General features: G+C 59.8%; 23 protein-coding genes, 1 tRNA gene, 1 rRNA gene and 2 pseudogenes. 17 read left to right on the forward strand and 10 right to left on the reverse strand.

Annotated elements, in window-relative coordinates:
* From rrf to NF876_RS30025, 3 genes are all read left to right on the forward strand, one after another.
* A 5S ribosomal RNA gene (gene rrf / locus NF876_RS30015) occupies window positions 1-87 on the forward strand; the annotation flags it as partial.
* 186 nt (window positions 88-273) lie between these two features.
* A tRNA-Met gene (locus tag NF876_RS30020) sits at window positions 274-350 on the forward strand.
* A 372-nt stretch (window positions 351-722) separates the two neighbouring features.
* Window positions 723-1,046 carry a tyrosine-type recombinase/integrase gene (locus tag NF876_RS30025; RefSeq protein ID WP_262271927.1) on the forward strand — a complete coding sequence of 108 codons (324 nt, stop codon included), beginning with the start codon at window positions 723-725 and terminating at the stop codon, window positions 1,044-1,046.
* Window positions 1,047-1,112: 66 nt separating this feature from the next.
* Here the strand turns inward: NF876_RS30025 and NF876_RS30030 are convergent, their stop codons facing one another.
* Window positions 1,113-1,970 carry a LysR family transcriptional regulator gene (locus NF876_RS30030; RefSeq protein WP_262271928.1) on the reverse strand — a complete coding sequence of 286 codons (858 nt, stop codon included), beginning with the start codon at window positions 1,968-1,970 and terminating at the stop codon, window positions 1,113-1,115.
* A 376-nt stretch (window positions 1,971-2,346) separates the two neighbouring features.
* On the opposite strand from NF876_RS30030, the gene NF876_RS30035 reads away from it, so the two are divergent.
* The 4 genes from NF876_RS30035 (at window position 2,347) to NF876_RS30050 (ending at window position 5,975) form a co-directional block, all read left to right on the forward strand.
* Complete coding sequence (locus NF876_RS30035; RefSeq protein ID WP_262271929.1) at window positions 2,347-3,618, forward strand: amidohydrolase family protein; 1,272 nt, start codon at window positions 2,347-2,349, stop codon at window positions 3,616-3,618.
* A 51-nt stretch (window positions 3,619-3,669) separates the two neighbouring features.
* Window positions 3,670-4,347 (forward strand): ankyrin repeat domain-containing protein, encoded by a 678-nt coding sequence (locus NF876_RS30040; protein ID WP_262271930.1) that lies wholly within the window; start codon window positions 3,670-3,672, stop codon window positions 4,345-4,347.
* A 217-nt stretch (window positions 4,348-4,564) separates the two neighbouring features.
* Window positions 4,565-4,945, forward strand: a complete 381-nt coding sequence (locus tag NF876_RS30045; protein ID WP_262271931.1) for a hypothetical protein — start codon at window positions 4,565-4,567, stop codon at window positions 4,943-4,945.
* Between the two features lie 781 nt (window positions 4,946-5,726).
* Window positions 5,727-5,975 carry a hypothetical protein gene (locus NF876_RS30050; protein WP_262271932.1) on the forward strand — a complete coding sequence of 83 codons (249 nt, stop codon included), beginning with the start codon at window positions 5,727-5,729 and terminating at the stop codon, window positions 5,973-5,975.
* A 145-nt stretch (window positions 5,976-6,120) separates the two neighbouring features.
* On the opposite strand, the gene NF876_RS43245 is transcribed toward NF876_RS30050, so the two are convergent.
* A complete protein-coding gene (locus NF876_RS43245) occupies window positions 6,121-6,477 on the reverse strand; it encodes a hypothetical protein (protein WP_315975091.1) in 357 nt (118 codons plus the stop codon).
* Here NF876_RS43245 and NF876_RS30055 point away from each other — a divergent pair.
* Window positions 6,361-7,002 (forward strand): MBL fold metallo-hydrolase, encoded by a 642-nt coding sequence (locus NF876_RS30055; protein WP_315975090.1) that lies wholly within the window; start codon window positions 6,361-6,363, stop codon window positions 7,000-7,002. The two genes, NF876_RS43245 and NF876_RS30055, sit on opposite strands and share 117 nt — an antisense overlap.
* 441 nt (window positions 7,003-7,443) lie before the next feature.
* On the opposite strand, the gene NF876_RS30060 is transcribed toward NF876_RS30055, so the two are convergent.
* On the reverse strand, window positions 7,444-7,626 hold the full coding sequence (locus NF876_RS30060) for a hypothetical protein (RefSeq protein WP_262271933.1): 183 nt from the start codon (window positions 7,624-7,626) through the stop codon (window positions 7,444-7,446).
* Between the two features lie 180 nt (window positions 7,627-7,806).
* Complete coding sequence (locus NF876_RS30065; protein ID WP_262271934.1) at window positions 7,807-8,409, reverse strand: hypothetical protein; 603 nt, start codon at window positions 8,407-8,409, stop codon at window positions 7,807-7,809.
* 471 nt (window positions 8,410-8,880) lie between these two features.
* Here NF876_RS30065 and NF876_RS30070 point away from each other — a divergent pair.
* Window positions 8,881-9,078, forward strand: a pseudogene (locus NF876_RS30070) (IS6 family transposase); the annotation flags it as partial.
* 53 nt (window positions 9,079-9,131) lie between these two features.
* On the opposite strand, the gene NF876_RS30075 reads toward NF876_RS30070, so the two are convergent.
* The gene (locus tag NF876_RS30075) at window positions 9,132-10,388 is read right to left on the reverse strand and encodes an IS256 family transposase (protein ID WP_262271935.1); all 1,257 of its coding nucleotides are present in this window, start codon (window positions 10,386-10,388) and stop codon (window positions 9,132-9,134) included.
* A 109-nt stretch (window positions 10,389-10,497) separates the two neighbouring features.
* Here NF876_RS30075 and NF876_RS30080 point away from each other — a divergent pair.
* The 5 genes and pseudogenes from NF876_RS30080 to NF876_RS30100 all read left to right on the forward strand — a co-directional run.
* Window positions 10,498-11,025, forward strand: a pseudogene (locus NF876_RS30080) (IS6 family transposase); the annotation flags it as partial.
* 9 nt (window positions 11,026-11,034) lie between these two features.
* The gene (locus NF876_RS30085; RefSeq protein ID WP_262271936.1) at window positions 11,035-11,361 is read left to right on the forward strand and encodes a hypothetical protein; all 327 of its coding nucleotides are present in this window, start codon (window positions 11,035-11,037) and stop codon (window positions 11,359-11,361) included.
* Between the two features lie 335 nt (window positions 11,362-11,696).
* Complete coding sequence (locus NF876_RS30090) at window positions 11,697-12,188, forward strand: c-type cytochrome (protein ID WP_262271937.1); 492 nt, start codon at window positions 11,697-11,699, stop codon at window positions 12,186-12,188.
* Between the two features lie 60 nt (window positions 12,189-12,248).
* Window positions 12,249-12,515, forward strand: coding sequence for a hypothetical protein (locus NF876_RS30095; protein ID WP_262271938.1), 267 nt, complete (start codon window positions 12,249-12,251; stop codon window positions 12,513-12,515).
* Window positions 12,516-12,611: 96 nt separating this feature from the next.
* Entirely contained in the window at window positions 12,612-13,034 is a 423-nt protein-coding gene (locus NF876_RS30100) for a cupin domain-containing protein (RefSeq protein ID WP_262271939.1), read from the forward strand.
* Between the two features lie 800 nt (window positions 13,035-13,834).
* Here the strand turns inward: NF876_RS30100 and treF are convergent.
* The gene (gene treF / locus NF876_RS30105) at window positions 13,835-15,499 is read right to left on the reverse strand and encodes an alpha,alpha-trehalase TreF (protein WP_262271940.1); all 1,665 of its coding nucleotides are present in this window, start codon (window positions 15,497-15,499) and stop codon (window positions 13,835-13,837) included.
* A 594-nt stretch (window positions 15,500-16,093) separates the two neighbouring features.
* Here treF and NF876_RS30110 point away from each other — a divergent pair.
* Window positions 16,094-16,360 (forward strand): hypothetical protein, encoded by a 267-nt coding sequence (locus NF876_RS30110; protein WP_262271941.1) that lies wholly within the window; start codon window positions 16,094-16,096, stop codon window positions 16,358-16,360.
* 182 nt (window positions 16,361-16,542) lie between these two features.
* Here NF876_RS30110 and NF876_RS30115 read toward each other — a convergent pair whose 3' ends face one another.
* Window positions 16,543-17,088 (reverse strand): CarD family transcriptional regulator, encoded by a 546-nt coding sequence (locus NF876_RS30115; protein ID WP_262271942.1) that lies wholly within the window; start codon window positions 17,086-17,088, stop codon window positions 16,543-16,545.
* Window positions 17,089-17,858: 770 nt separating this feature from the next.
* On the opposite strand from NF876_RS30115, the gene NF876_RS30120 reads away from it, so the two are divergent.
* Both NF876_RS30120 and NF876_RS30125 read left to right on the forward strand, forming a co-directional pair.
* Entirely contained in the window at window positions 17,859-18,389 is a 531-nt protein-coding gene (locus NF876_RS30120) for a HEPN domain-containing protein (RefSeq protein ID WP_262271943.1), read from the forward strand.
* Window positions 18,390-18,729: 340 nt separating this feature from the next.
* A complete protein-coding gene (locus tag NF876_RS30125; protein ID WP_262271944.1) occupies window positions 18,730-19,002 on the forward strand; it encodes an SWIB/MDM2 domain-containing protein in 273 nt (90 codons plus the stop codon).
* A 79-nt stretch (window positions 19,003-19,081) separates the two neighbouring features.
* Here NF876_RS30125 and NF876_RS30130 read toward each other — a convergent pair whose 3' ends face one another.
* From NF876_RS30130 to NF876_RS30140, 3 genes are read right to left on the reverse strand one after another with little or no spacing between them, the layout of a single operon-like run.
* On the reverse strand, window positions 19,082-19,471 hold the full coding sequence (locus NF876_RS30130) for an HU family DNA-binding protein (protein WP_262271945.1): 390 nt from the start codon (window positions 19,469-19,471) through the stop codon (window positions 19,082-19,084).
* 1 nt (window position 19,472) lies between these two features.
* Window positions 19,473-19,817 (reverse strand): hypothetical protein, encoded by a 345-nt coding sequence (locus tag NF876_RS30135; protein WP_262271946.1) that lies wholly within the window; start codon window positions 19,815-19,817, stop codon window positions 19,473-19,475.
* Window positions 19,807-20,178: a hypothetical protein gene (locus NF876_RS30140; RefSeq protein ID WP_262271947.1), complete on the reverse strand. Its 372-nt coding sequence runs from the start codon at window positions 20,176-20,178 to the stop codon at window positions 19,807-19,809. The genes NF876_RS30135 and NF876_RS30140 overlap by 11 nt, the downstream gene beginning before the upstream one ends.
* Window positions 20,179-20,222 lie beyond the last annotated feature (44 nt).

A 20,222-nucleotide genomic window follows, 5' to 3' on the forward strand; every position in this document is an offset into this window, starting at 1 on the left:
CCGATCCCATCTCGAACTCGGCCGTTAAACCCCTCAGCGCCGATGGTACTGTGTCTCAAGACCCGGGAGAGTAGGTCATTGCCGGGCCTGCCAAGGACAACCGCCTCTTTGACGATCTGACAATCACACCGCGGTGTCTCTTCCCGAGCGCCGCGGTTTGTGTTTGTCTCCCGTTTGCCTTCGAAGTCCGCTTCGAAGGCCCGACATTGGGGTTTGGCTTCGCCAAACTCGCACGCCTTGGGGTTTGGCTTCGCCAAACTCGCACACCACTGCCGCGGGGTGGAGCAGCCCGGTAGCTCGTCAGGCTCATAACCTGAAGGTCACAGGTTCAAATCCTGTCCCCGCAACCAAAACACATAAGCCCTCGCGAGCAAACCGCTCCGAGGGCTTTTGCTCGTCATAGGCGACCACATTTACAGTCTCATATGCTCGTCTTAATCGCCGTCACCGCTCGATCTTTAGCGTTAGACGACTGTGCATGCTGCGCTGGCAGTAGCCGAGACGGAGGCCCTGCTCGAGACCGCTCATGCCCTTGCGGCGGATCCCTCGGTCGGGCTCTACCGTCAGGCCGGTTATGCCCGGCGGGCGGCGTTGTTCGAGAAGCTCTATGCCTCAGGTATGCGCATCAGCGAGGCTCTGTCATTACCCTCCTACGCTGCGCCACCTGGCACCTGTATGTTGCTGGTGCCCTTGCATGAGCGGGCGATCGAGGCCATCAGCCAATGGCAGAAGCTGGCCCGGGCATATCTGGGAGAGCGTCCTCCACCTGGCTGTTTCACTCGGTGCGCAACAGCACCAAGGCTTTAACACGCCAGGCCATCCTGCTCGAGATCAAGGAAGCTGCCGTGGCCGCAGGGCTGGCGAGCCCGGAGCGGGTGTCGCCGCATGTCCTGCGGCATGCATTTGCCACCCACATGCACTCAGGCGGCACCGGCCTGCGCGTCTTACAGGACTGCTCGGCCATGCCGGCATCGAGACCACCCAGATCTACACCCATCTCGACACCTCCCGCCTGCACCACATGGTCCGAGACCTCCATCCCCTGAATGCTCAAGCTGGTTCAGCTTGAAGACGATGGTGACCCGCCTCCAGATTTGATTGACGGGGAGCACTCACGACCGACCGGGACCGCGGCTGCGTTCCGACATGGCGGCGCCGATCTGTTGTACCAATTCCGCGATGAAGCCGGTGCTCTCCCAGGCATAGATGGAAACCATGATCGGAGCTTCGGCGCCGAATTGCGCATAAGGCCTGACATGACGCCCGAGCGTCGCGGCAACCGGGAGGAGCGTTATGCCAAGACCAGCCTCGACGGCGACGAGCACGTTGTTGAGGCTGCTGCCTGAAAAGGCGATGTACCAATGGCGGCGCTCACGCTCGATGCGGTCGAACATGGTCTCACGGTACAGACCACCAACAGGGAAGGTTACGAGGGGTACAGGGTCCGGCCAAGCATCAGGAGCATCCTTGCTCTCGAACCAGCCTGTGGCTTCGGGGAAGCTCGCCCGGCAATCGTTGCTGGGTGCCGGCTCCTTGACGACAACGATGTCGAACTCGCCGCCACGGTAGCGCCGGGTCAAGTCGCGGCTCAGCCCGGCGCTGACGTCGAGACGGATCTCCTGGTGGCGCTTGGAGAACTCGCCGAAAAGTCGGGCCATGGGACGGCTGAAGACATCTTCCGGAAGCCCGATATGAATGGGCGTTGTTCCAGCCGGATTGCCCAGTGCCGCCGTCGCCTCGCTCTGGAGCGCCATGATCCGACGGGCATACCCAAGGAGGCGTTCACCTGCGGCGGAGGGGCGAATGGGGCGTGCGTCCCGATCCACCAAGGTCTGCCCAACGGCTTCCTCGAGCCGGGCGAGCTGCTGACTTAAGGTCGACTGGGTCATGTGCAGGCGCTCAGCTGCCCGGGTAAAGCCTCCGGCTTCGGTGATTGCGATAAAGGTCCGCAGCAGGCGTGGGTCGAGCATCAGCGACTCGCTGGATCACTGCAATAACTATTCAATAAATGAATAATCTCTATCTGAACATTTAATTTCCAGATGGAGCAAGCTGGCACTATTCTCCCAACATTGCAGTATGGAGTGCTTGGCGGTGTGAGCGGATCTCCTCGTGGGCGGTGCGACGATCGACAGCCTTATAACGGCCAAGCCGAAACCGGCAGCTGACATAGGCCCAAGTGCCGCCCATTACACCTCAGCGATAGGCACACAGGAGCGACCCGTGCAAAGTGCAAATCACCAAAGCCGTAGAGCCTTCCTTCGTCATTCCGGTGGGCTGGCAACCGCGTCCGCAATACTAGGCTTGAGCGGCACACAGAGCGGGGCCGCCGAGGCTGTCGCCAGCATGGATCAGTCCCGTCAGCACATCACCGCTGTTACCGACAGTCACTACTATTTGAGTGACGTGCGCCTCGAGGAAGGCTTCGAGCACGAGGGTGAGGTGGTTGTCGGCACCCGGACCGGGATCCATACGCTGGAAATCCAGGATGGTCGCATCAAAGCGGTGCACGACGCGGGTGCCGCACTGGACGCAGCCCTGCCGCGCTACAAGGCACAGGGTAAGCTGCTTCTGCCTGCGTTCCGGGACATGCACATCCACTTGGACAAGACCTTCTATGGCGGACCGTGGCAGGCTCCCCTTCCCCGTCAAGGCAAGACCATCATGGACATGATTGCGCGGGAGGAAGTGCTTCTTCCGAAGCTGCTGCCGACCTCGCAGGCGCGTGCGGAGAAGCTGATTGACCTTCTCCTCTCGCAAGGCAGCTCGATAGCGCGCAGTCACTGCAACATCGATCCAGTGAGCGGATTGAAAAGCCTGGAGCATCTGCAGCTTGCGCTGGCGGAATATCGTGACAGCTTTGAATGCGAGATCGTCGCCTTCCCGCAGCACGGCCTGTTGCATTCCAAGGTGGATGGGCTGATGCGTGAAGCGATGAGCATGGGCGTGCACTACGTTGGCGGCTTGGATCCCACCAATGTTGACGGTGCCATGGAAGCATCACTGGATGCGATGTTCCAGATCGCGCTCGACCACGACAAAGGCGTCGATATCCATATTCATGAAGCCAACCCAGCTGGCGTGGCGGCTCTTAACTACATGATCGCAACCGTCGAGAAGACCCCGGCGCTGCGTAACAGGCTGACGCTCAGCCACGCCTTCGCTCTCTCCACTCTGCGTCCCGAGGAGTTGAACGAGATGGCCGGGCGCATGGCCACACAGGGCGTAACCGTGGTGTCGACAGTGCCGATTGGACAGAGGACAATGCCGCTGCCGCAACTGCGTGCCAAGGGTGTCAAGGTCATGACCGGCACGGACAGCGTGATCGATCATTGGTCACCGTTCGGTAGCGGTGACATGCTGGAGAAGGCTAACCTGTGCGCCCAGCTTTACGGTGGAAGCGACGAGTTCCGTCTGTCGCGTGCCCTCGCGATCGCCACGGGCGATGTGCTTCCGCTGAGCGACGATGGCAAAGTGGCTTGGCCGAAATCAGGTGACACGGCTGAGTTCGTTCTGGTTGATGCCAGCTGTTCGGCCGAGGCCGTCGCACGGCGCTCTCCGCGGCGGGCAACGTTCCACAAGGGACGTTTAGTCTACGGTGCTGTTGAGCGTGCCTGAGGTTACGACCTTCGGCCGAGACGCTCACTGCTCCTGCAAGGAGTTCGGATTATGCGAAGAAGTCTCGCCATCTCGATACTTGCGGCACTCGGCATAATGGGCCATTCGATGACAGCCGGTGGACAATTAACGAGCGGGAAAGACGTATTGGACGCTGTCACAGACAACGATGTCGATGCGGCACAGATTCAAACCCTTCTGTCCCGCGATGCTGACATCGATGCGAGAGATGAAGCCGGACGCACGGCGTTGCTCATCGCAACCCACGGCAACAGGATCGAGGTTGCAAGGGTGCTGATTGAGGCCGGTGCCGATGTCAATGCAAAGGATCGGATCAATGACAGCCCCTATCTCTATGCCGCGGCGCGGGGTTATCTCGAGATCCTGAAGATGACACTCGCGCACGGCGCGGATCTCAAGAGCACCAACCGCTATGGCGGCACTGCTCTCATCCCAGCCGCGGAGCGTGGCCATGTCGACACTGTCCGCACTTTGATCGAGGCGGGCGTCGATGTGGACCACGTCAACAATCTCGGGTGGACGGCTTTGCTGGAGGCCATCATTCTGGGTGACGGGGGCGAATGTCATCAGCAGATCGTCGACCTTTTGGTGAAGGCAGGTGCCGACATCAACTTGGCGGATCGAGACGGCTTGAAGCCGCTGCAGCACGTGCGCAGTCGCGGCTACAGGGAGATCGAAGCGATCCTTGTCGCGGCGGGAGCCATGTGAGCCACCCTCACCAATAGGTCTATCAGGCATATTGGTGGGACGTCTTTGATTGGTGATGCCTGCTGATATTATGGAGAACTCATCAGCCAGCGGATTAGCGTTTTGTTAACTATGTTCGCTCAACGATAGCCAAAGCCAAATGGTAGGTGGGAAGAGCGCAGAAGAACCGCCTCCCGCTTTTTGTGGCTTGGGTTACATTTGCCCCAAGGAGCCCAGTGTGAACGCGATCCTCAAAGAGCGCATCGGAGAACGGGTTTCTGCGCTCAGGATCTCGTGGCGCAGGGCCTCCCTGGAAGCGGGTCTAGAGGCGGGATTCATCCAGGACATCATTACCGGTTGCTCCCAACATCCAAGTGAGGATGCGGTGGCAAGCCTGGCTACCGTTCTCAAGTGCAGCTCGGCGTACTTGACGGGCCAGAGCGACGATCTTGCGAGCGCCGCAGGGGCTCACGGCGCGACAGCAGTTCCTTCGGACGAGGCCCAGCGGCCCGATGCTGTGATGGCGCTCAGAATTGTCGACGAACTGCTGGCCGCCGGTCACATCGAGGCAGCCCGTGTCGCTGTCAGGCGCGCTCTCAAAGCTATTGCTGTCGAATAAAGTTGCACCCGCCTTCCAATCGCACATAACACAACTGCATCAGTTGCCCTTTGCGTCATCGATAACAGCGAGCATGAAGCGCCGTGATCGTTGAATACGAGTTGGTCCGAACTGCCGATTAGCACCAACTCGCCATGGACTTCCCGCTGCAGCCGAGCCTGATGGAAGATGCGTATCCAGGGCTGTGACGTTTCTGCTTCGCAGTATCAGGACATTCTAACTTTGCGGTTACACCAAAAAGACTGGTAACATATCTTATGGAACCTGATTCCGCCTGTGGGTGCGGTCAAAACGGTCTCAAGCCGTGGTTCCAGGTTAGTGTTTTCTCTGTCGCGATGTCGTCGACGCGCCTCCTTAAGGCGTTTGCCCGCCAGTCGTGGACACCATACCTTCAGGTTGCCCATAACGGCGTTGGAGTGCGCTTATGCATGTTTAGGGCATTTTTTGCCCAGTGGCAAAGTCACTTGCCACGTTCCAACGTCACTATGGAGGCTTCTCGAAGGTCAGTTTCATCTCTCTCCGCTGTTCCGACGAGTTCACCCGACACGTTATGAGTCCAACGAGCGCTATCCCGACGCTGGAGCGAATTCTCTCCGAAGCTGCTATGCTGCGCTTTCGGAATTCGTTCAGAGTTAGGCCTGCATCCGGAGCGACCCAGTGGCAAGCTCTCGTGAAAACCGGCGATGCCTGTATCCGTTGATTGAGGGGCGCCTTCCCTGTGAAGCCCTCCCCAACATAAGCTCGTCGTCTATCGTGGTCCCTTGAATCCAAAGGATCCCCAATGACCGGTCCCGGCCTCCACATCTTGATGCCCGACGAAGTTCCCGATGACCAGAGCAACAACATCACTCTGTCCGAGGTGGTTCAGCCCGAGCGGGCGATGGAGTTCATGGTGACGGTGCTCATCGATGGGACGGCCATCGCCGTGAGTGGTCCATTCGGGTCGATGCAAGAAGCCGTCGATCAGGCCAACGACCTCTCGAAGCACTATCAGCTTGAACCGATCTACGTCAGGCGGGAGCAGGCCTAAACGGCTTCCGCCGCGACCTGCAACGCCCAATCCACCTTTTAACGGTCCAGCAATGTCATCTTGCCAAATGGAGGAAAGCTCGATGAGGAGATCCGAACCGACAAAGGCCACCCTCACCCGCCGCCACATCATTCTCGGGACCACGTCACTTGCGGCGATGCCACTCCTGTCCGGCTATGCGTTCGCGGCGCCCGTCACTACCTTCAAGCAAGGCGACTTCGACATTACCGTTGTCAGCGACGGTTTCCTGACCCTGCCGATCAGCATCGTAGCTCCCGAAGCCGCCCCGGACGAACAGGCGGACATCATCCGCCGCCTCGGCGGGAGCGCTGACACCGTCCAGCCCCGAGCCAATATTCCGCTCATTCGTGCGGGGCAGGATCTGATCCTTGTCGACACTGGCTCCGGTGACAAATTCCAACCCACGGCTGGTCGGCTGACGGCCAATCTTGCGGTAGCCGGAATTGATCCAGCCTCCGTGACCAAGGTCGTCTGCACGCATGCCCATCCCGATCACATGGGGGGAACTCTCGTGCCGGGCGCGGGACTGACGTTCCCAAATGCAACCTATTTCGTGAGTGCGGTGGAGTGGCAGTTCTGGATGGATCCAAACTACCGCACGACCATGCCGGATGTGCTGCATGAGTTCGCCCGCGGCTCCCAGCGCGATCTTTCCGCCGTCAAGGACCGCGTGAAGCTGGTGAAGCCGGGGGAGGACATCGTCACCGGCATGCGTGTCCTCGATACGGCAGGGCATACGCCCGGGCATATCTCGCTCGAACTGGCTGGCGGCGAAGGCCTGATCATTACTGGAGATGCTGTGACGAACCACATCGTCTCGTTTGAGCATCCCGGTCAGAAGTTTGGCTTCGACATGCAGCACGACGTGGCGATCGCCAATCGTAAGGCGCTTCTGGATCGAGCGGCGAAAGATAAGATCAAGTTGCTGGGCTTTCATTGGTCGGACCCCGGCGTCGGCTATGCGGAGCGCAAGGACAACGCCTACCGCTTCGTGCCCGCGACTTGACGTCCTGAACCAGGCAAGGTGCTCATCAGCCGCCCCGTTCCCGAGATTCATCCTCAGTGTTCGGGGCTTCTGTATTGATGATGCTTAACCGTGTTGGTGTCGAAGTATGACTTTGCGTCGTCGCGCGTCACTTGGCGCGGGAGGCCGGCATCCGTAAACCGGTGCAGCGTGTTGCGCGGCATGTGGAGCTAGCATGCGCCGGTTGCCGCAGGAGGAATGTACGATGATTCCGACACGAGTGATTCCGTGAAACTAATTGCTTCACTTGTTTCGATGTCGATGCTGGGGCCGACTCGCGCTCTGTCGGGCCCTTGCAATCATCTTACCAGTGATGAGACAGCGCAGACAGGCTGCTGCCCTTGAGTGGCGCAGGACATTAGCAGCTCGCGCCAGAGCCTGAGTTTGCTCAAAGCTGATTGTGTGATTGAGGCGATCGATAGATCAGCGCTGCTTCTCAGCCTCTTTCCTCGCCTCTCGTACCCTGACCCGTCGGGACGGTGCGGAAGGGTCATATCCAGAGCGTTTCCGAAAGTCCTCCAGCGTCTGCTCTCTGGCAAGGATTTGCCGCAGTTCTTCTAATGCAGGATGCAGGGCTTCTTTGGTGTCGGGCTTCGTCTTGCTCATGCGCGATGCCTTTTGCTGGAGGCGCAAGCTTCATGATGACGTGCCAAGTCCTCATGCAGCAGGATCTTGTTCGTGCAAGGCTGATTGATGGTTCGTGCTCGACCTCCTAAGCAGCCAATCAGTTTCGCTCCTTCTCCCTGCCATTGGGCGTAGAACCGGCACTTGCCGCAGGGATGTTATCTACCGCCCTGGCGTCTCCGTCGACCTCACGAGCTGGCGCAAGGCTGCTGTATCTGGCTCACTTACGACAGTCGGTTCTTTGCCGCGGGGCTTCACAGCGGCCTTTTGGATACCGGGTGATGACATAGCGACGGTGGCAACCTGCAGATTGCGAGCCTGCTTCTCGAGCAGCTTTGCTGAGGCTGCTTTGTCCTTTTGGATCGCGCCGGTTTTCTCCCCAATGGAATCTGTCCGGGACACATCACGGGTGACGTCATTGGGTTGGCGGTTTGCACCTTTTGCATCAGGCCTGACGGGAGAATACTCGACCCGAGCCTGCTCGCGAGACTGGGACAGCCGATTGATCTCGCGTTGTGCCGCGGCAAGCTCTGCACGGAGCTGGGCCATCTCGGAGAGTGAGATTCGAGTTTTGGCCTGCTCGGCAACGAGCTGGGTTTGCGTGACCTGCAAGCTTGCGACCTGATCCTGAAGCTGGCGTCCAATTGTAGCCGACGTGTGCCTCACGATAGCGAATGAACTCCATCCTGCGGCCGCGGACAGACTGAGCGCAAGGATTAAGCCGCGATGCGCGTTCAATAGACGTGGCGCAGACTCCTGGAACATGGGCGCCTCCCGCGTACGCAAGATGACCGAAATTCAGCGCCCCTCATTCGGACCCACGGTTGGGGCGACAAAGAGGCTGAAACGGACCAGTTCGGGCTGCCGGCTGCCACGCTGCGGGTGTTTTCGTTGTCTTGGTTAAGACGGTGTGAAACCAAAGAGCGGATGAATGGCCAGGTCCTCGTGTAGCAGACTTGCGACGATGGCCGATGCAAGCCGCTCTGCAGCAACCTTGGCACTTGGAATATCGCTGGCGACTGCCCTATGACTGGGTGCCAACTCAACGTAAGATCGGTATAGAGGCGGCATTTTGCGAGACAGGCGCGCCTGACTACAGCTGATAGTTGTGAAAAATTGGGGCTTATTGTCATTGGAATAGCGACTGTGCCAAGCTGGTTCGCACACCCGCTCAGTCCATGACAGGGCTCGTCACGTTAACTCGGGTGTGAGAGCGAGCCTTGTATATAGGCTGACATGGCCAAGCCCGTCAGCTACAAACGTCATCGCTTCCCACCCGAGATCATTGCCCACGCGGTTTGGCTCTATTTCAGATTTCCTCTGAGCCTGCGGCTGATCGAGGAGATGCTGCTCGAGCGCGGCACCCTCGTCTCTTATGAGACTGTTCGCCGGTGGGCTCTGAAGTTTGGGCCAGACTACGCCCGGTGCCGTCGCGAGTTGTGTGGAAATTCGAGTGGCGCGATCTCCGGCATGAACATCGTATTGGGTCAGGCGGCGAGGTCAATCGTCTCCTTCGCGGCTGAGGCCTGGGGCAGCGTCTTCCAGCCGTCGACCTTGCGCATGGTGATCTGACCCGACGCCAGCAGAGCCCAGAACAGCATGGCGGCCGTGGCCGCCGAGGGCAGCACCGTCTGGGTCTTGATCCGCCGCTTGAACTCCTCGTGCAGCCGCTCGATCGCATTGGTGGTCCGGGCCGACTTCCACTGCGAGGGCGGCAGCTGCGTGAACGCAAACAGCGCCTCACCCGCCTCCTCCAAGCTGTCGGCCACCGCCCGATGCCGCAGCCGCCACTTGCGCACAAAGGCCTGGCGCCGCTCCGCAATCTCCTCGGCCGTTGAGGCATAGATCATATCGGTGTAGTCCGCTGTGATCTCGTCGTAGAGGCGCTTGGGCGCATGGGCGAGCAGGTTGCGGTGCTTGTGCACCGTGCAGCGCTGCAGGGGCACACCCTCCCACACCGCCGCGAGAGCCTGCTCCAGACCCGGCGCCCCGTCGACGATCACAAAGGCCGGCCGGCGCAGCTGGCGCGCAACCAGATCGTCGAGCACCGCGCGCCAGGCGGCGGTGGTCTCGCCGCCCATGTTCTTGACCGCGAGCAGCACCTTCTGGCCATCTTCGCGCACCCCGATCACCACCAGGAGCGAGATGGAGGTGGCTTTCTTGTCGAGCCGGACGCGCACCACCGTGCCGTCGAGGATCAGCCGGACGATCGGCTCGTCGGCGAGCGAGCGCTGGTTCCAGGCGTGCCAGTCGGCCTGCACCTTGCGCCAGACCCGGCTGACCGTGTCCTTGCCCACCGCTCCGCCGAACAAAGCCGCCAGGGCCCGGCGCACCCGGCGGGTGTTGGTGCCGGCCAGATAGGCCGAGGCAATCAGGGCATCGGCTGCCTGGGTGCGGCGCTGATAGGCCCGCAGGGTGGCGCTTCTCCACTCGCTGGTGCGGCCATCCTCGGTCTGCAGGCGCGCCCGCGGCAAGGCGATCTCGGTGGAGCCGAAGGTGCCGGTGAGCGTGCGCGAGCGCTGGCCGTTGCGGTAGCCGCGCACGGAAGGCTCATGGGCGGTCGCACGGCCATAGCGGGGGCGGCCGAGAGCGGCCTCCAGTTCGGCCTCAATGAGAGCCTCGATCCAGTCGCGCACCCGCTCGCGCACGCCGGTTTCGATTGGATCAATCCAGGTGTCGAAAAGTCGGGCATCAGGTTGGCCGATCGGATGCGCAGAATGTGTCTTGGTGATAGGGTCCGTCATGGCGTGGTCTCTAATGGGACCCTGGCGCTCCAACGCCCGAATCCCGTTTTGTGGGCTTCAACACCCGGAGACTACGCCACCCTCTCAAAAGTCCACCACCTGTCGGACGGCACCCTACGCCCGCTGCCTCAAGCGTAAAAGGCCGAGCCGCCGTGATGTTTGGCACCTCGACGAGGTTGTGGTCACCATTGCCGGCCAAAAGCACTGGTTGTGGCGGGCCGTCGATCAGGATGGCTATGTGCTCGACGAAATCGTCCAGACGCGGCGCGATACCAAAGCGGCCAAACGCTTGCTGAAGCGTCTATTGAAGAAGCAGGGCTGCCTGCCTTGGCGGTTGATCATTGATAAGTTGAGCTCCTACGCGTCGGCCCGGCGTCAGATTATGTCCTCAGTCGAGCACCGCGCCCACAAGGGCCTGAATAACCGGGCCGAGAGTTCGCATGTCCCGTTTCGAAAGCGGGAGAGAATGATGCATGGCGTTCGGTCTGTGGGAGGCCTGCAGCAGTACATCAGCGTGTTCTCCGCTGTGCGCAACCTGTTCGTTCCGCACCGCACTCGACGCTCCGCCCTTGCCACCCATCTTCACCGCCTCACCGCGATGGCGGAACGGAAAGGCGCGGCCAGCCTCGCTGCCTGAGTTTTTCAAATGGCCGAATCTGCCTCAACGCGTCCGGCTTCGGTTAAAGTGACATCGCCGATCGTAGACCTGCCCGGCCGTCCGATGACGGAAGGGAAGCCCATGAGCCCGCCGTCACAATGGACTCTGTTCCTCGCCCGACCCGGACGAGATCGGCAGAGCGCCATCCGGGATCCGCAAGGCGAGCCCCAGCTCATCTTTGGCGAAGATGACGGCACGCGGATCAACGATCGTCTCGCCCGGTACCTTGTGGAGAGTCTGAATGTGGGTCTCAACCCAGAAGACCCGAATCCGGACGAGGGCTGGTTCCTGGATAGCCATCAGCGATGGCAATGAGCAGGATCCCGCGCTTCTCATTTGCGATCAGGATTTCGAGGTAAGGCTCCAGATCCTCGAGACAGGGAACCTTGAGGCGAATCAGTCGCTCGGCCACAGAGTTACATCGCTCATCAATACTTATTTCCTCAAGGATGAGCTTTCACGTCCAGGCGTGTCCTCGTCCGGCTCTCGGACGGAAAGGTCGCCCTCCAAGTCCAGAATCAGAGGGTTTTGGGGCCGGTTGTGCGTGGCAAGCTTCCGCCACAGGTGGTTCCGTCTACGCCTTCTGCGCACTTCACTCTCCTGTGGCCTCTGGCACTTTAGCTGTGTTCAACCTCAGCCAGAGAAGCTCCATGAGACCCCTCATCTGCGCCGCTTTGGGAGCCGGTAGCCTCCTGTCGGTTCTACCGGCCTCCGCTCAGAGCCAGACCAAGCGCGGCGAGTACCTGGTGACTATCATGGATTGCACCGGCTGCCATACGCCGGGCACCTTCCTCGGCAAGCCCGACCTGCAGCGGCCCTTGGCCGGCTCAGAGGTTGGCTTCCAGATCCCCGGTCTCGGCATCTTTTATCCACCCAACCTCACCCCTGATCCCGAGACCGGGCTCGGGCGATGGAGCGAGGCCGACATCATCAAGGCAGTGCGAACCGGCGTCAGGCCGGACGGTCGCCAGCTTGTGCCGATCATGCCGTACCACTCCTATGGCAAGCTCACCGATGGCGATGCCCGCGCTCTGGCCGGCTATCTCAAGAGTCTGAAGCCGGTCAGGAACCAGGTGCCCGGTTCGGTCGGGTCCAACGAGAAGCCCTCAGCCCCTTACCTGACGGTGATCATGCCCCAGTAGCCGCCTCGAGCAGAGCAACCAAAAACCAGCAGGCTTGGGGAAGCACAGGAGATATCAGACATGCTCGAGACAGACCTGCAGCGGCTGCGCGACGACACCACGGCGATTGCCGAACTGATGGATGAACTGGCAGTCCACCTGGCACAGCCGCTCCCGCCGGAACCGCCGTTCCGGATCATGGCGGATGTGACAGCCCTGCAGGATCGGCTCTATGCCATGGCGCGTCAGACCGGAAACCTGAAGCGCAAGATCCGTGACATGGTCCTGCAGCAGACGCTCGCATCCGACTTTGCTCTGCAAGAAGAAAAGATTGAAGCCTTAGGATAGCACCATCGCATCGTGGGCGGAGCGGGTTCGCTGGCGGCTGCTATGGGTGTTTGCCCTCCAGCATGAGGCCCGCCTTAAGGATTGAGGAGCGAAAAGATGACGGGCCAGGATACGTGTCGCATCGTGCGAGGCAACGGCAGCTACGAGGGACGCCAGGGCCTCACCTATTTCGCCGGGATCTCAGCGGAGAGTGTCGGATCGCGTGGCATCTGCATGCATCTGCTGCGAATGCCGCCTGGAGCACGGGCCAAGGCGCACCTGCACGAGGCCCACGAGACCGCAATCTTTGTCCTCAGCGGTCAGGCTGGAATGTGGTATGGCGAACAACTGGAGCACCACTTGAACGTGCAGGCTGGCGACTATCTTTACATCCCCGCCGGTGTCCCGCATCTGCCCTATAACCCTGGTCCGGATGAGGCAGTCGCCGTTCTCTCACGAACTGACCCGAATGAACAGGAGAGCGTGATGCTACGGCCAGATCTCGACGAGGTGCACCGAGCCCCTGCCCTGGCGCCGTAGCCGTCATCATCAGAGAGCCTGCCAGCCTTGGACGTCTGCAACTCGGCGACTACCCGAGCGTGTAAACGAGGGCCCAGGCAATTGCCCCTAGCGCAGCCAGCAAACCGAACCATTCGAGCACACGCGACAGGCTGTCGGTGGCAGGGGATTTTGTACGAGCTACCAGGAGCTTGTCATCATCGTCAGCCATGTTGAGGACATCTTACACGGGGCAACCGGCGGTCGTATGAATATGAGCGCGTCATCGCCTTCATCTCTCCCGTCCGATCACGACAACGGCTTCAAACCCCTGCCGCTTGCGCTCTGAGGCTAAGGCAAACGCGGCAGAGAGGGCCTGCTCCTCCGTGGAGTGAACTGAGCGCACCTGCCCTTCGTGGGAGACTGACCAGACACCTTCCCCTGTACGCTTTACCACCACCCATTCCACGCTTATGGCTCCCTTGGAGACCAATTCTAAGCGTAGATGCTCATGACTCTTTCGCAATCGACTCAAAGGGATAGAGGCATATTTTAAAGGAATTCCCGAAAGGGTAGTTCAACAATCCCTTGAGGTTACCCTGAAAACCTCTCTAGTGACCTCTTCCCTACTTCAAGGGCTTCCTGCACTGGTGGTTGCTTCCGATCGCGGGTATCTTGAGTACCATACTACCTGGGATGCTCGACGGGTTCTTGCAGACTTTGTCCGACTCACCTGGAGAGTGCGTTGGGTCGACCTTCAGATCTCCTTATAGGACGTGCACCTGAGGGTGTTGGAGCACAGCGCCCCTCGGTGGCACTGGTTTGTGAGCCCTTATGCAATGCTAGCGGGCGGCATCCGGGCTCCTGCCGGACTGCGGCAAGACTGAAGGTAGATTGTCGTTTGCGACCGGATTCGCACAACGACTGCCCGTTACTAAACCAGCATCGATCACGAGTAATTTTCGCACCACGCCATTCGTCCAGCCAAAACCGTCCTGGCCCGGATACTCTCCACCGCCAGCCGCGAGCGAAGGGTTCACTACATTGTATTTCTCCATGAGCTTGCCGGTGTTGCGATAGGTGGTAACGACCCTGCTGATCCAGCGCCGCGCGATCATCCGAGCAAGGGCTCGCTTGCCGTAGGCACTCAGGCCCTCGATCGCGATCCACTGCAAGGGCGCCCAGCCATTCGGGGCATCCCATTGCTGACCCGACAGAACCGTGGTGGTCACAAGGCCGCCAGACTTCAGAAGGCGGGATTGCACCACCTGAGCCACACGATCCGCCTGCGCCTGGGTGGCCAGCCCGAAGAACAGCGGGGACAAGCCGGCGGCCGTCACCTTCCCGGTCAGCTTGCCCTCGCGCCATCGATAATCCGTAAACATGCCTTCGCGGGCGTCCCAGAGATAACGCTGAACCGCCGCCTTGCGCAGCGCTGCGCGTGCCCTGAGTTCGGCGGCCTTTTCCGGCTTGCGGGATGCCGCATAGGCCTTGGCAAGGATCGTCTCGAGATGAAATAGCAGGCTGTTGAGATCAATCGGCACCAGAGCGGTGGTGTTGATGGTGGCAAGCGACTTGCCATCGGCGAGCCATCGCGAACTGAAGTCCCACCCGCTCTCGGCGGCAGCCCGGAGATCACGGTAGATTTCCGCCGCCGGTCGGTTCGATGCGCCGGCTGTTTCGACATCCTCCCGATAGGATTCCTCGCGTGGGCTGTCGCGGTCATCCCAATAGCGATTCAGCAGTGTGCCATCGTCCAGGCGCACGACACGGCGATGCGCCTGGCCAGGCTCAAGCGCGTCGGCGCCTTCCATCCAGAAGTCATATTCTTTGCTCAAAGCCGGCAGGAACGCGGCATATGTCGTGGCAGGATCGCGGCTTCGGGCTGCAATAAGTTCCACCATGGATGCGAAGAAGGGAGGCTGCGAACGGCTCAGGAAGTAGCTTCGATTGCCATTGGGAATATGCCCGTACCGGTCGATGAGGCTTACAAAGTTCTTGATCATGCTGGTCGTGAGATCATGGCGGCCGCTTTCCTCAAGTCCCAGCATGGTGAAATAGGAATCCCAATAGTAGATCTCGTCGAAGCGTCCACCCGGGACGACGTACGGCTGTGGCAGCGTCAGGAGTGAGGAGTAAGGACTGAGATTCACGCCGTCGGACCCGCGTTCGAGGACCTGCCAAAGTTTATCGATGTGGTGGCACACATCCTGGCTGGGATCGCTGCGATAGGCGCTGCGCTTTGGTAGCGGCACGGTGAAGTTTTGGCGAACGAACGCGGGAAGGTCGAATCCGGGTTTAATCCGCTCATTCTCATAGCGTTGCACGATCGCGGTTGGTGCGTCATTCGGCAGCGCGTCGACAAAGGTCTTGCCATCGGGGAAGACACGCTGCATCTGCACATCCACGAACAACTGACCATACAGATGCAACGGAGTATCGAGTTCGGCAGCTGCCGGTGCGGCGAGGCAGAGAGCGATCAGCAGGCCGATGACCTTGACGTTCATGATCAGCCACTCCTTGACGCCGAGATTGCGGCGTCGGCCACAGTCGCACATTCGGGCATAGGGACGAGGGCTATTGCGGCGCGCTCCCCGCTCAATGTCAACCTTGAGAGACTTTCCTACTGTCTATCTCGTGAATTCACCCGCACCGCAGGAGCCAGTTGTGGATTGATGAGATGGCAGCGAGCACTGTTGCTCCAGCCAGTACAAAGATGACCATTTCGACGAGAACGTGCGTGGCCTGATGGTCATCCGGGACCTGCCTCCAAAAGGTATCGAAGAACGTGAGCATCATGCCTCCAACCAGGCCGAGCAGAGCCCCATAAAGCGCAAAGCTTCTGGTATCCCAGTGAGTGTCCCGGACAAGCATGTTGTCCTTCAACTTTCAATATAGACCTATTAAGTGACGGCGAGCTACTGGCCTCAACCCGAATGTATTTGCGATCAACCTGTGGACCTTCGGACAAAACGGCAGAAGAGCAAAGCTCCCAAAGGTATAGGTGAGGAGAAAAGCTCTAGAAGGTCGGCATTTTGCCCTGCGTCAGCCTCGATTGCCCGTTGGCTTTATCCAGACATCTTGTGCTTGGAGGATGGCATATGCAGCTGGATGAGCTGTTGCCCCTCGACGCTGTTGCGCCCCGGGTGAGACGCGTGATCCTGGGTGAATACCAGGAGCGCTGGCCCACCGTGCATGAGATCGCTCAGATCCCGGATCGGCACTGGCTTGCAACCCCTGGCGTTGGTCCGGGCACACTTGAGGTCCTGCGGAGCATCACCCATCCGCCGCACCAGCAGGATGACCTTGGTTCCCCTCGGCCGAGCGATCCTGAATATGGTTGCCAGAGCGCGGGCGTCCGCTCCTGAGGGCTGGAAGGAGCTTGCTGCAGACAGCATGCTCCGACACGCCTTATCGGCGATGGTAGCGGTTGGAGGGACGTCTGAGCGATCAATGACAAGGGCTGACCGTCGGAATGTACGATCAGGATGGACTGGAGTACAGCGGACGAGAGACGTTCGGCAGCAATCGAGACCGCGTGCAGCTGCAGTTATGCCGCTGCTTCATCTTCGGTTGGTTTGCTGGAACGGGGAGCGGCAGCTAGGCCCTGCTCAATGAGCTTACGCGCCTCAGTCTCGGTTAACTGCCTCACCGCTGCAATCTCTTTTATCATGAAATCTAGGGCACCCTCGAAGATCTGCCGTTCGCTGTAGGAGGCCTCTTCCTGCTGCGGCCCGCGGTTCAGATCCCGCAGAACCTCAGCGACGGCAACAAGCTGCCCAGTGCTGATGCGCTCCTGAAAATCCGCCGCTCGGCGATTCCACATGCCACGCTTGGCTCTAGCCTTTCCACTCAGGATCTCGAGAGCCTCATTGACGACGGCCGGTTCAGATAGCTTTCTCAAGCCGCTGCCTTTCGCTTTTGCGACGGGAATGCGAACCGTGACTTTTCCCGAGTCGAGTGAAAGCACGAGGAGGTCCAGTTTGAAACCGGCCACCTCTTGTTTCTCGATTCCCGTGATCACACCGAGGCCATGGCCGGGATACACGACCGTTTCACCGGCCTGGAAGCTCAGAGCATTGTTTGTCGTCGTCATTCGAAAACGGTCTCCTTGAGCCACCGACCATGCTTCATCTGTGTTGCACATGTCGCACTCACTACGCTCGCTTGTGGAGCATAGGTGGTCAGAACTCGATATTGTCAGTGCGGTTCCCGCATATCGGATGCTCACCTTCCCCGTGCAAGAGGGCTCATTCGGTGATGCTTAACGCTCGCGACGCTCGGTTCATTGTGGCGTGGTCTCATCACCAGCCGCCGATACTGCCGTCTAAACGCAACCCGAACACGATAGATCCTGTTGGTTAACGTGGCCTTTACGAAAGTGGCAGAGGCTTCAGCCCAGAACGAGGTGGCTTGAGCCCCGCCCTCCCGAACTCGCTGGCGGAGTTCCTTACAGCCTGCCATCATTATCCCATACGCAAAGCGACCTTCGCACAATGTTGGTGCGCTAAGTGGATCACAGGGAAAGGGGCTCCCATGTGCAAGCGGCTGCAAGCGGCAGATCGGCAAGATGCCAGTCACGCCGACGCCATCGAACGACAACAACCCGAAATCAGCAGGATGTCTCATGACCACCGGGTGCCGTGCGCCTTGCCTGGAGATATTGTTGGTCGTGCTTGAGTGGACGGAGTACGTCAGGCTGGACTTTGTGGCCAGTGGAGTGCTGACGATCCAAGCGCAGCCTTCATAGGTACAAGATTTAAGTGCTCCTCATTGAAATCGCAATTTCTGGTTACCGTACGACTTGGCGCTGCCGTTAGGAGTGCCGCTATGGCTATAAGGGCACGTAGTTGGAAGAGGGCAGGCGTGAGCGAAACACCGATGGCATGGTTCAACCTGGCTCATGCCTATCTGCACGATGCAGCCGTCCTGAAAGCCGCTCTGAGGCCATCGGGCGGGTTCTATGAGGAGCCAGTGCGGTTTCTGTACTTCCACTCCATTGAACTATTCCTGAAGGCTTATCTGAGGCTTCAAGGCATTGAGGAGAATGAACTGGGCAGGCCGCCCTACAGTCACAGCCTGACGAACCTCGCGGATGAAGTGGAGCGGAGGGGGCTGGTCATCGCACAGCGGGTCAGGCTCGTGTGCGATGCAGCCCGCGACTTCGATAAGCCGACAGAGACACGCTACATCAAGACTGGGCCCAAGTCCCACGATCCGGCGCACAAGCTTCATGAAGCCGCCCGGGAGTTACAGTCCAGGGTCGAAGAGGCGCTTCGCGCGAAGGGGATCGTCTTGCGTCGACCTCCCCGGCTTCCGGTCGTTCATCCTCCACGTCCGCTCACGATCGCCAAAGCTGCAAAGCTGCTCGCGTGTCGGGATGGGAAGTTTCGATAAGGATTGGAGAAGCTGGCCAACGCGGCGGCCACCGCCGCCCAGGCGAAGCAGTGGCGGGCTCGCAAACATGGCTTGGACCAACAAGAGGAGCCGTCGGAAGTCCGCAACCTTAGTAACGATGCAGAAGCGAGAGCTCGGGCAGAAGAAGCGATGCGGCAGATGATGGCAAAGCCACAGGCCAAACGACGTGGATGGTGATGGCCGGACCATCCATTTGAAACATTGATTTCGACACTTGCTCGATCGAAGCGGGATTAAGGAAGTGTTCAGTCCTTGCTGGCCATGGTCCCGCCCCTTTGCGCCTGAAGATGGCAGTGAGGCGAAGTATAGGAGTTTTACAATGACCGAAGCCAAAGCAGCCAAGAAGCTAAATCCCGCGCTGGCGAAGCCGCTGCAGCCGTCGACCGAACTGGCGGCCGTTGTCGGATCCGCTCCGCTCCCGCGGACAGAGGTGGTAAGCAAGGTCTGGGAATACATCAAGGCCAACGATCTGCAGAACCCTGCGAACAAGCGCGAGATCCTGGCGGATGACAAGCTCCGAGCCATCTTTGGAGGCAAGGACAAGGTGAGAATGTTCGAGATGAACAAGCACTTCGCGCAGCATCTCTCCTGAGCGGACACAACACCAAGAGCACCCCGCTAGCGTGTCGGCGGGGTGTGTGTCGCTTCAGCCATCCGGTTGCGGCTCCCGGCTAGACCGCCTCCTTGAGCTCCTTGGCGGGTCGGAAGGCGATCTTCTTGGAGGCTTTGATCTTGATCGGCTCGCCAGTCTGCGGGTTGTGACCGGTGCGGGCGGCCCGCTTGCGCACCTGAAGAATGCCGAGACCGCTCAGGCGGATCTTGTCGCCCTTCTTCAGGCTCTTGGCGATCATCTCGATGACCTGGGTCAGGATTTCATTGGCTTGGCGCTTGGGAAGCTCGTGCACTTCCGACAGCTGCTCGGCAATGTGGCGCAGGGTCAGGATCGCGCTAGCCGAGGTGCCAGTGGATTTCCTTGCGCCCTTAGGGCCTGCCTTGACCGACGCCTTCGGTGCTGCGGCCTTCGCAGATCTCTTGGCAACGGCGTCGGCAGTTTTGGCCATTTTAGTTGGTTCTGCTTTCGATGCGGCCGCTTTGCGGGCCGGCGCCTTCTTGGCTGTCGTCTTGGTTGCAGCTTTCGCCGTGGGTGAGATCCTTCTGATGCGCGGGCAATCTACTGGTCAATCGATGGGCAAAGGGTTTGCCACCCAAGATTGCAATCACCAGAAGGCCACGGCCTAAATAACCATGATAGAACGAATTCACAGGATCTTGGGGCAGCACAGGATCCTGTGACTGATGGCGCAATCGGCCACAACGGACGAGCAACTCCTGCGGCGGGAAGCGCAGGCGATTGGGTTCCGGCCCATTGAGGGCTGAGGCGGAACCCGGGCCTGGATCAGGCGGCACGAAAGAGCTCCCTCTGTCGCCAATCCGCGCAGGCTCTTCTTCCATTCGGGCGTGCGGTCGCGATGCGCTCCTGGAAGCGGACTTGGGCTTCCTTGAGCAGGCGGCGTTTTCGGACGAGGGGCTGAGAGGCTCTGGTGGTGTCGTTCACGACAGCAGCCGCTGCCGCATACAAATCAGTTGTTGCGGCATCCAGGCCGGGATCTCGCTCGAACAAGACCACAAGGCTTGCAAGGTGCTGTCTGAGGAGCGTCTGCAATTCGCGGAGGTAGGGCAGCTCTCCTCCGAACTCGATGGCCTTCACAGTTGGCGAGATCAGGGCCAACTTCTCTTCAATCGTGTCGGTGAACCGATTCTCCGCCATGAGCAACCGTCTCCAGGTAAGAGGAAGCCCGCCCAGCCCTTGAA

This window comes from Microvirga yunnanensis (genome assembly GCF_025460875.1).

Excerpts from the sequence above, each read along its gene's own strand:
- NF876_RS30130 (WP_262271945.1), bottom strand. The coding sequence starts at position 19,471 with ATGGCCAAAACTGCCGACGCCGTTGCCAAGAGATCTGCGAAGGCCGCA.
- NF876_RS30125 (WP_262271944.1), top strand. The coding sequence starts at position 18,730 with ATGACCGAAGCCAAAGCAGCCAAGAAGCTAAATCCCGCGCTGGCGAAG.
- NF876_RS30090 (WP_262271937.1), top strand. The coding sequence starts at position 11,697 with ATGAGACCCCTCATCTGCGCCGCTTTGGGAGCCGGTAGCCTCCTGTCG.
- NF876_RS30140 (WP_262271947.1), bottom strand. The coding sequence starts at position 20,178 with ATGGCGGAGAATCGGTTCACCGACACGATTGAAGAGAAGTTGGCCCTG.
- NF876_RS30040 (WP_262271930.1), top strand. The coding sequence starts at position 3,670 with ATGCGAAGAAGTCTCGCCATCTCGATACTTGCGGCACTCGGCATAATG.
- NF876_RS30050 (WP_262271932.1), top strand. The coding sequence starts at position 5,727 with ATGACCGGTCCCGGCCTCCACATCTTGATGCCCGACGAAGTTCCCGAT.
- NF876_RS30110 (WP_262271941.1), top strand. The coding sequence starts at position 16,094 with ATGCAGCTGGATGAGCTGTTGCCCCTCGACGCTGTTGCGCCCCGGGTG.
- NF876_RS30060 (WP_262271933.1), bottom strand. The coding sequence starts at position 7,626 with ATGAGCAAGACGAAGCCCGACACCAAAGAAGCCCTGCATCCTGCATTA.
- NF876_RS43245 (WP_315975091.1), bottom strand. The coding sequence starts at position 6,477 with ATGCGTGCAGACGACCTTGGTCACGGAGGCTGGATCAATTCCGGCTAC.
- NF876_RS30115 (WP_262271942.1), bottom strand. The coding sequence starts at position 17,088 with ATGACGACGACAAACAATGCTCTGAGCTTCCAGGCCGGTGAAACGGTC.
- NF876_RS30095 (WP_262271938.1), top strand. The coding sequence starts at position 12,249 with ATGCTCGAGACAGACCTGCAGCGGCTGCGCGACGACACCACGGCGATT.
- NF876_RS30035 (WP_262271929.1), top strand. The coding sequence starts at position 2,347 with ATGGATCAGTCCCGTCAGCACATCACCGCTGTTACCGACAGTCACTAC.
- NF876_RS30075 (WP_262271935.1), bottom strand. The coding sequence starts at position 10,388 with ATGACGGACCCTATCACCAAGACACATTCTGCGCATCCGATCGGCCAA.
- NF876_RS30065 (WP_262271934.1), bottom strand. The coding sequence starts at position 8,409 with ATGTTCCAGGAGTCTGCGCCACGTCTATTGAACGCGCATCGCGGCTTA.
- NF876_RS30100 (WP_262271939.1), top strand. The coding sequence starts at position 12,612 with ATGACGGGCCAGGATACGTGTCGCATCGTGCGAGGCAACGGCAGCTAC.
- treF (WP_262271940.1), bottom strand. The coding sequence starts at position 15,499 with ATGAACGTCAAGGTCATCGGCCTGCTGATCGCTCTCTGCCTCGCCGCA.
- NF876_RS30030 (WP_262271928.1), bottom strand. The coding sequence starts at position 1,970 with ATGCTCGACCCACGCCTGCTGCGGACCTTTATCGCAATCACCGAAGCC.
- NF876_RS30085 (WP_262271936.1), top strand. The coding sequence starts at position 11,035 with ATGGCCGAATCTGCCTCAACGCGTCCGGCTTCGGTTAAAGTGACATCG.
- NF876_RS30025 (WP_262271927.1), top strand. The coding sequence starts at position 723 with ATGGCAGAAGCTGGCCCGGGCATATCTGGGAGAGCGTCCTCCACCTGG.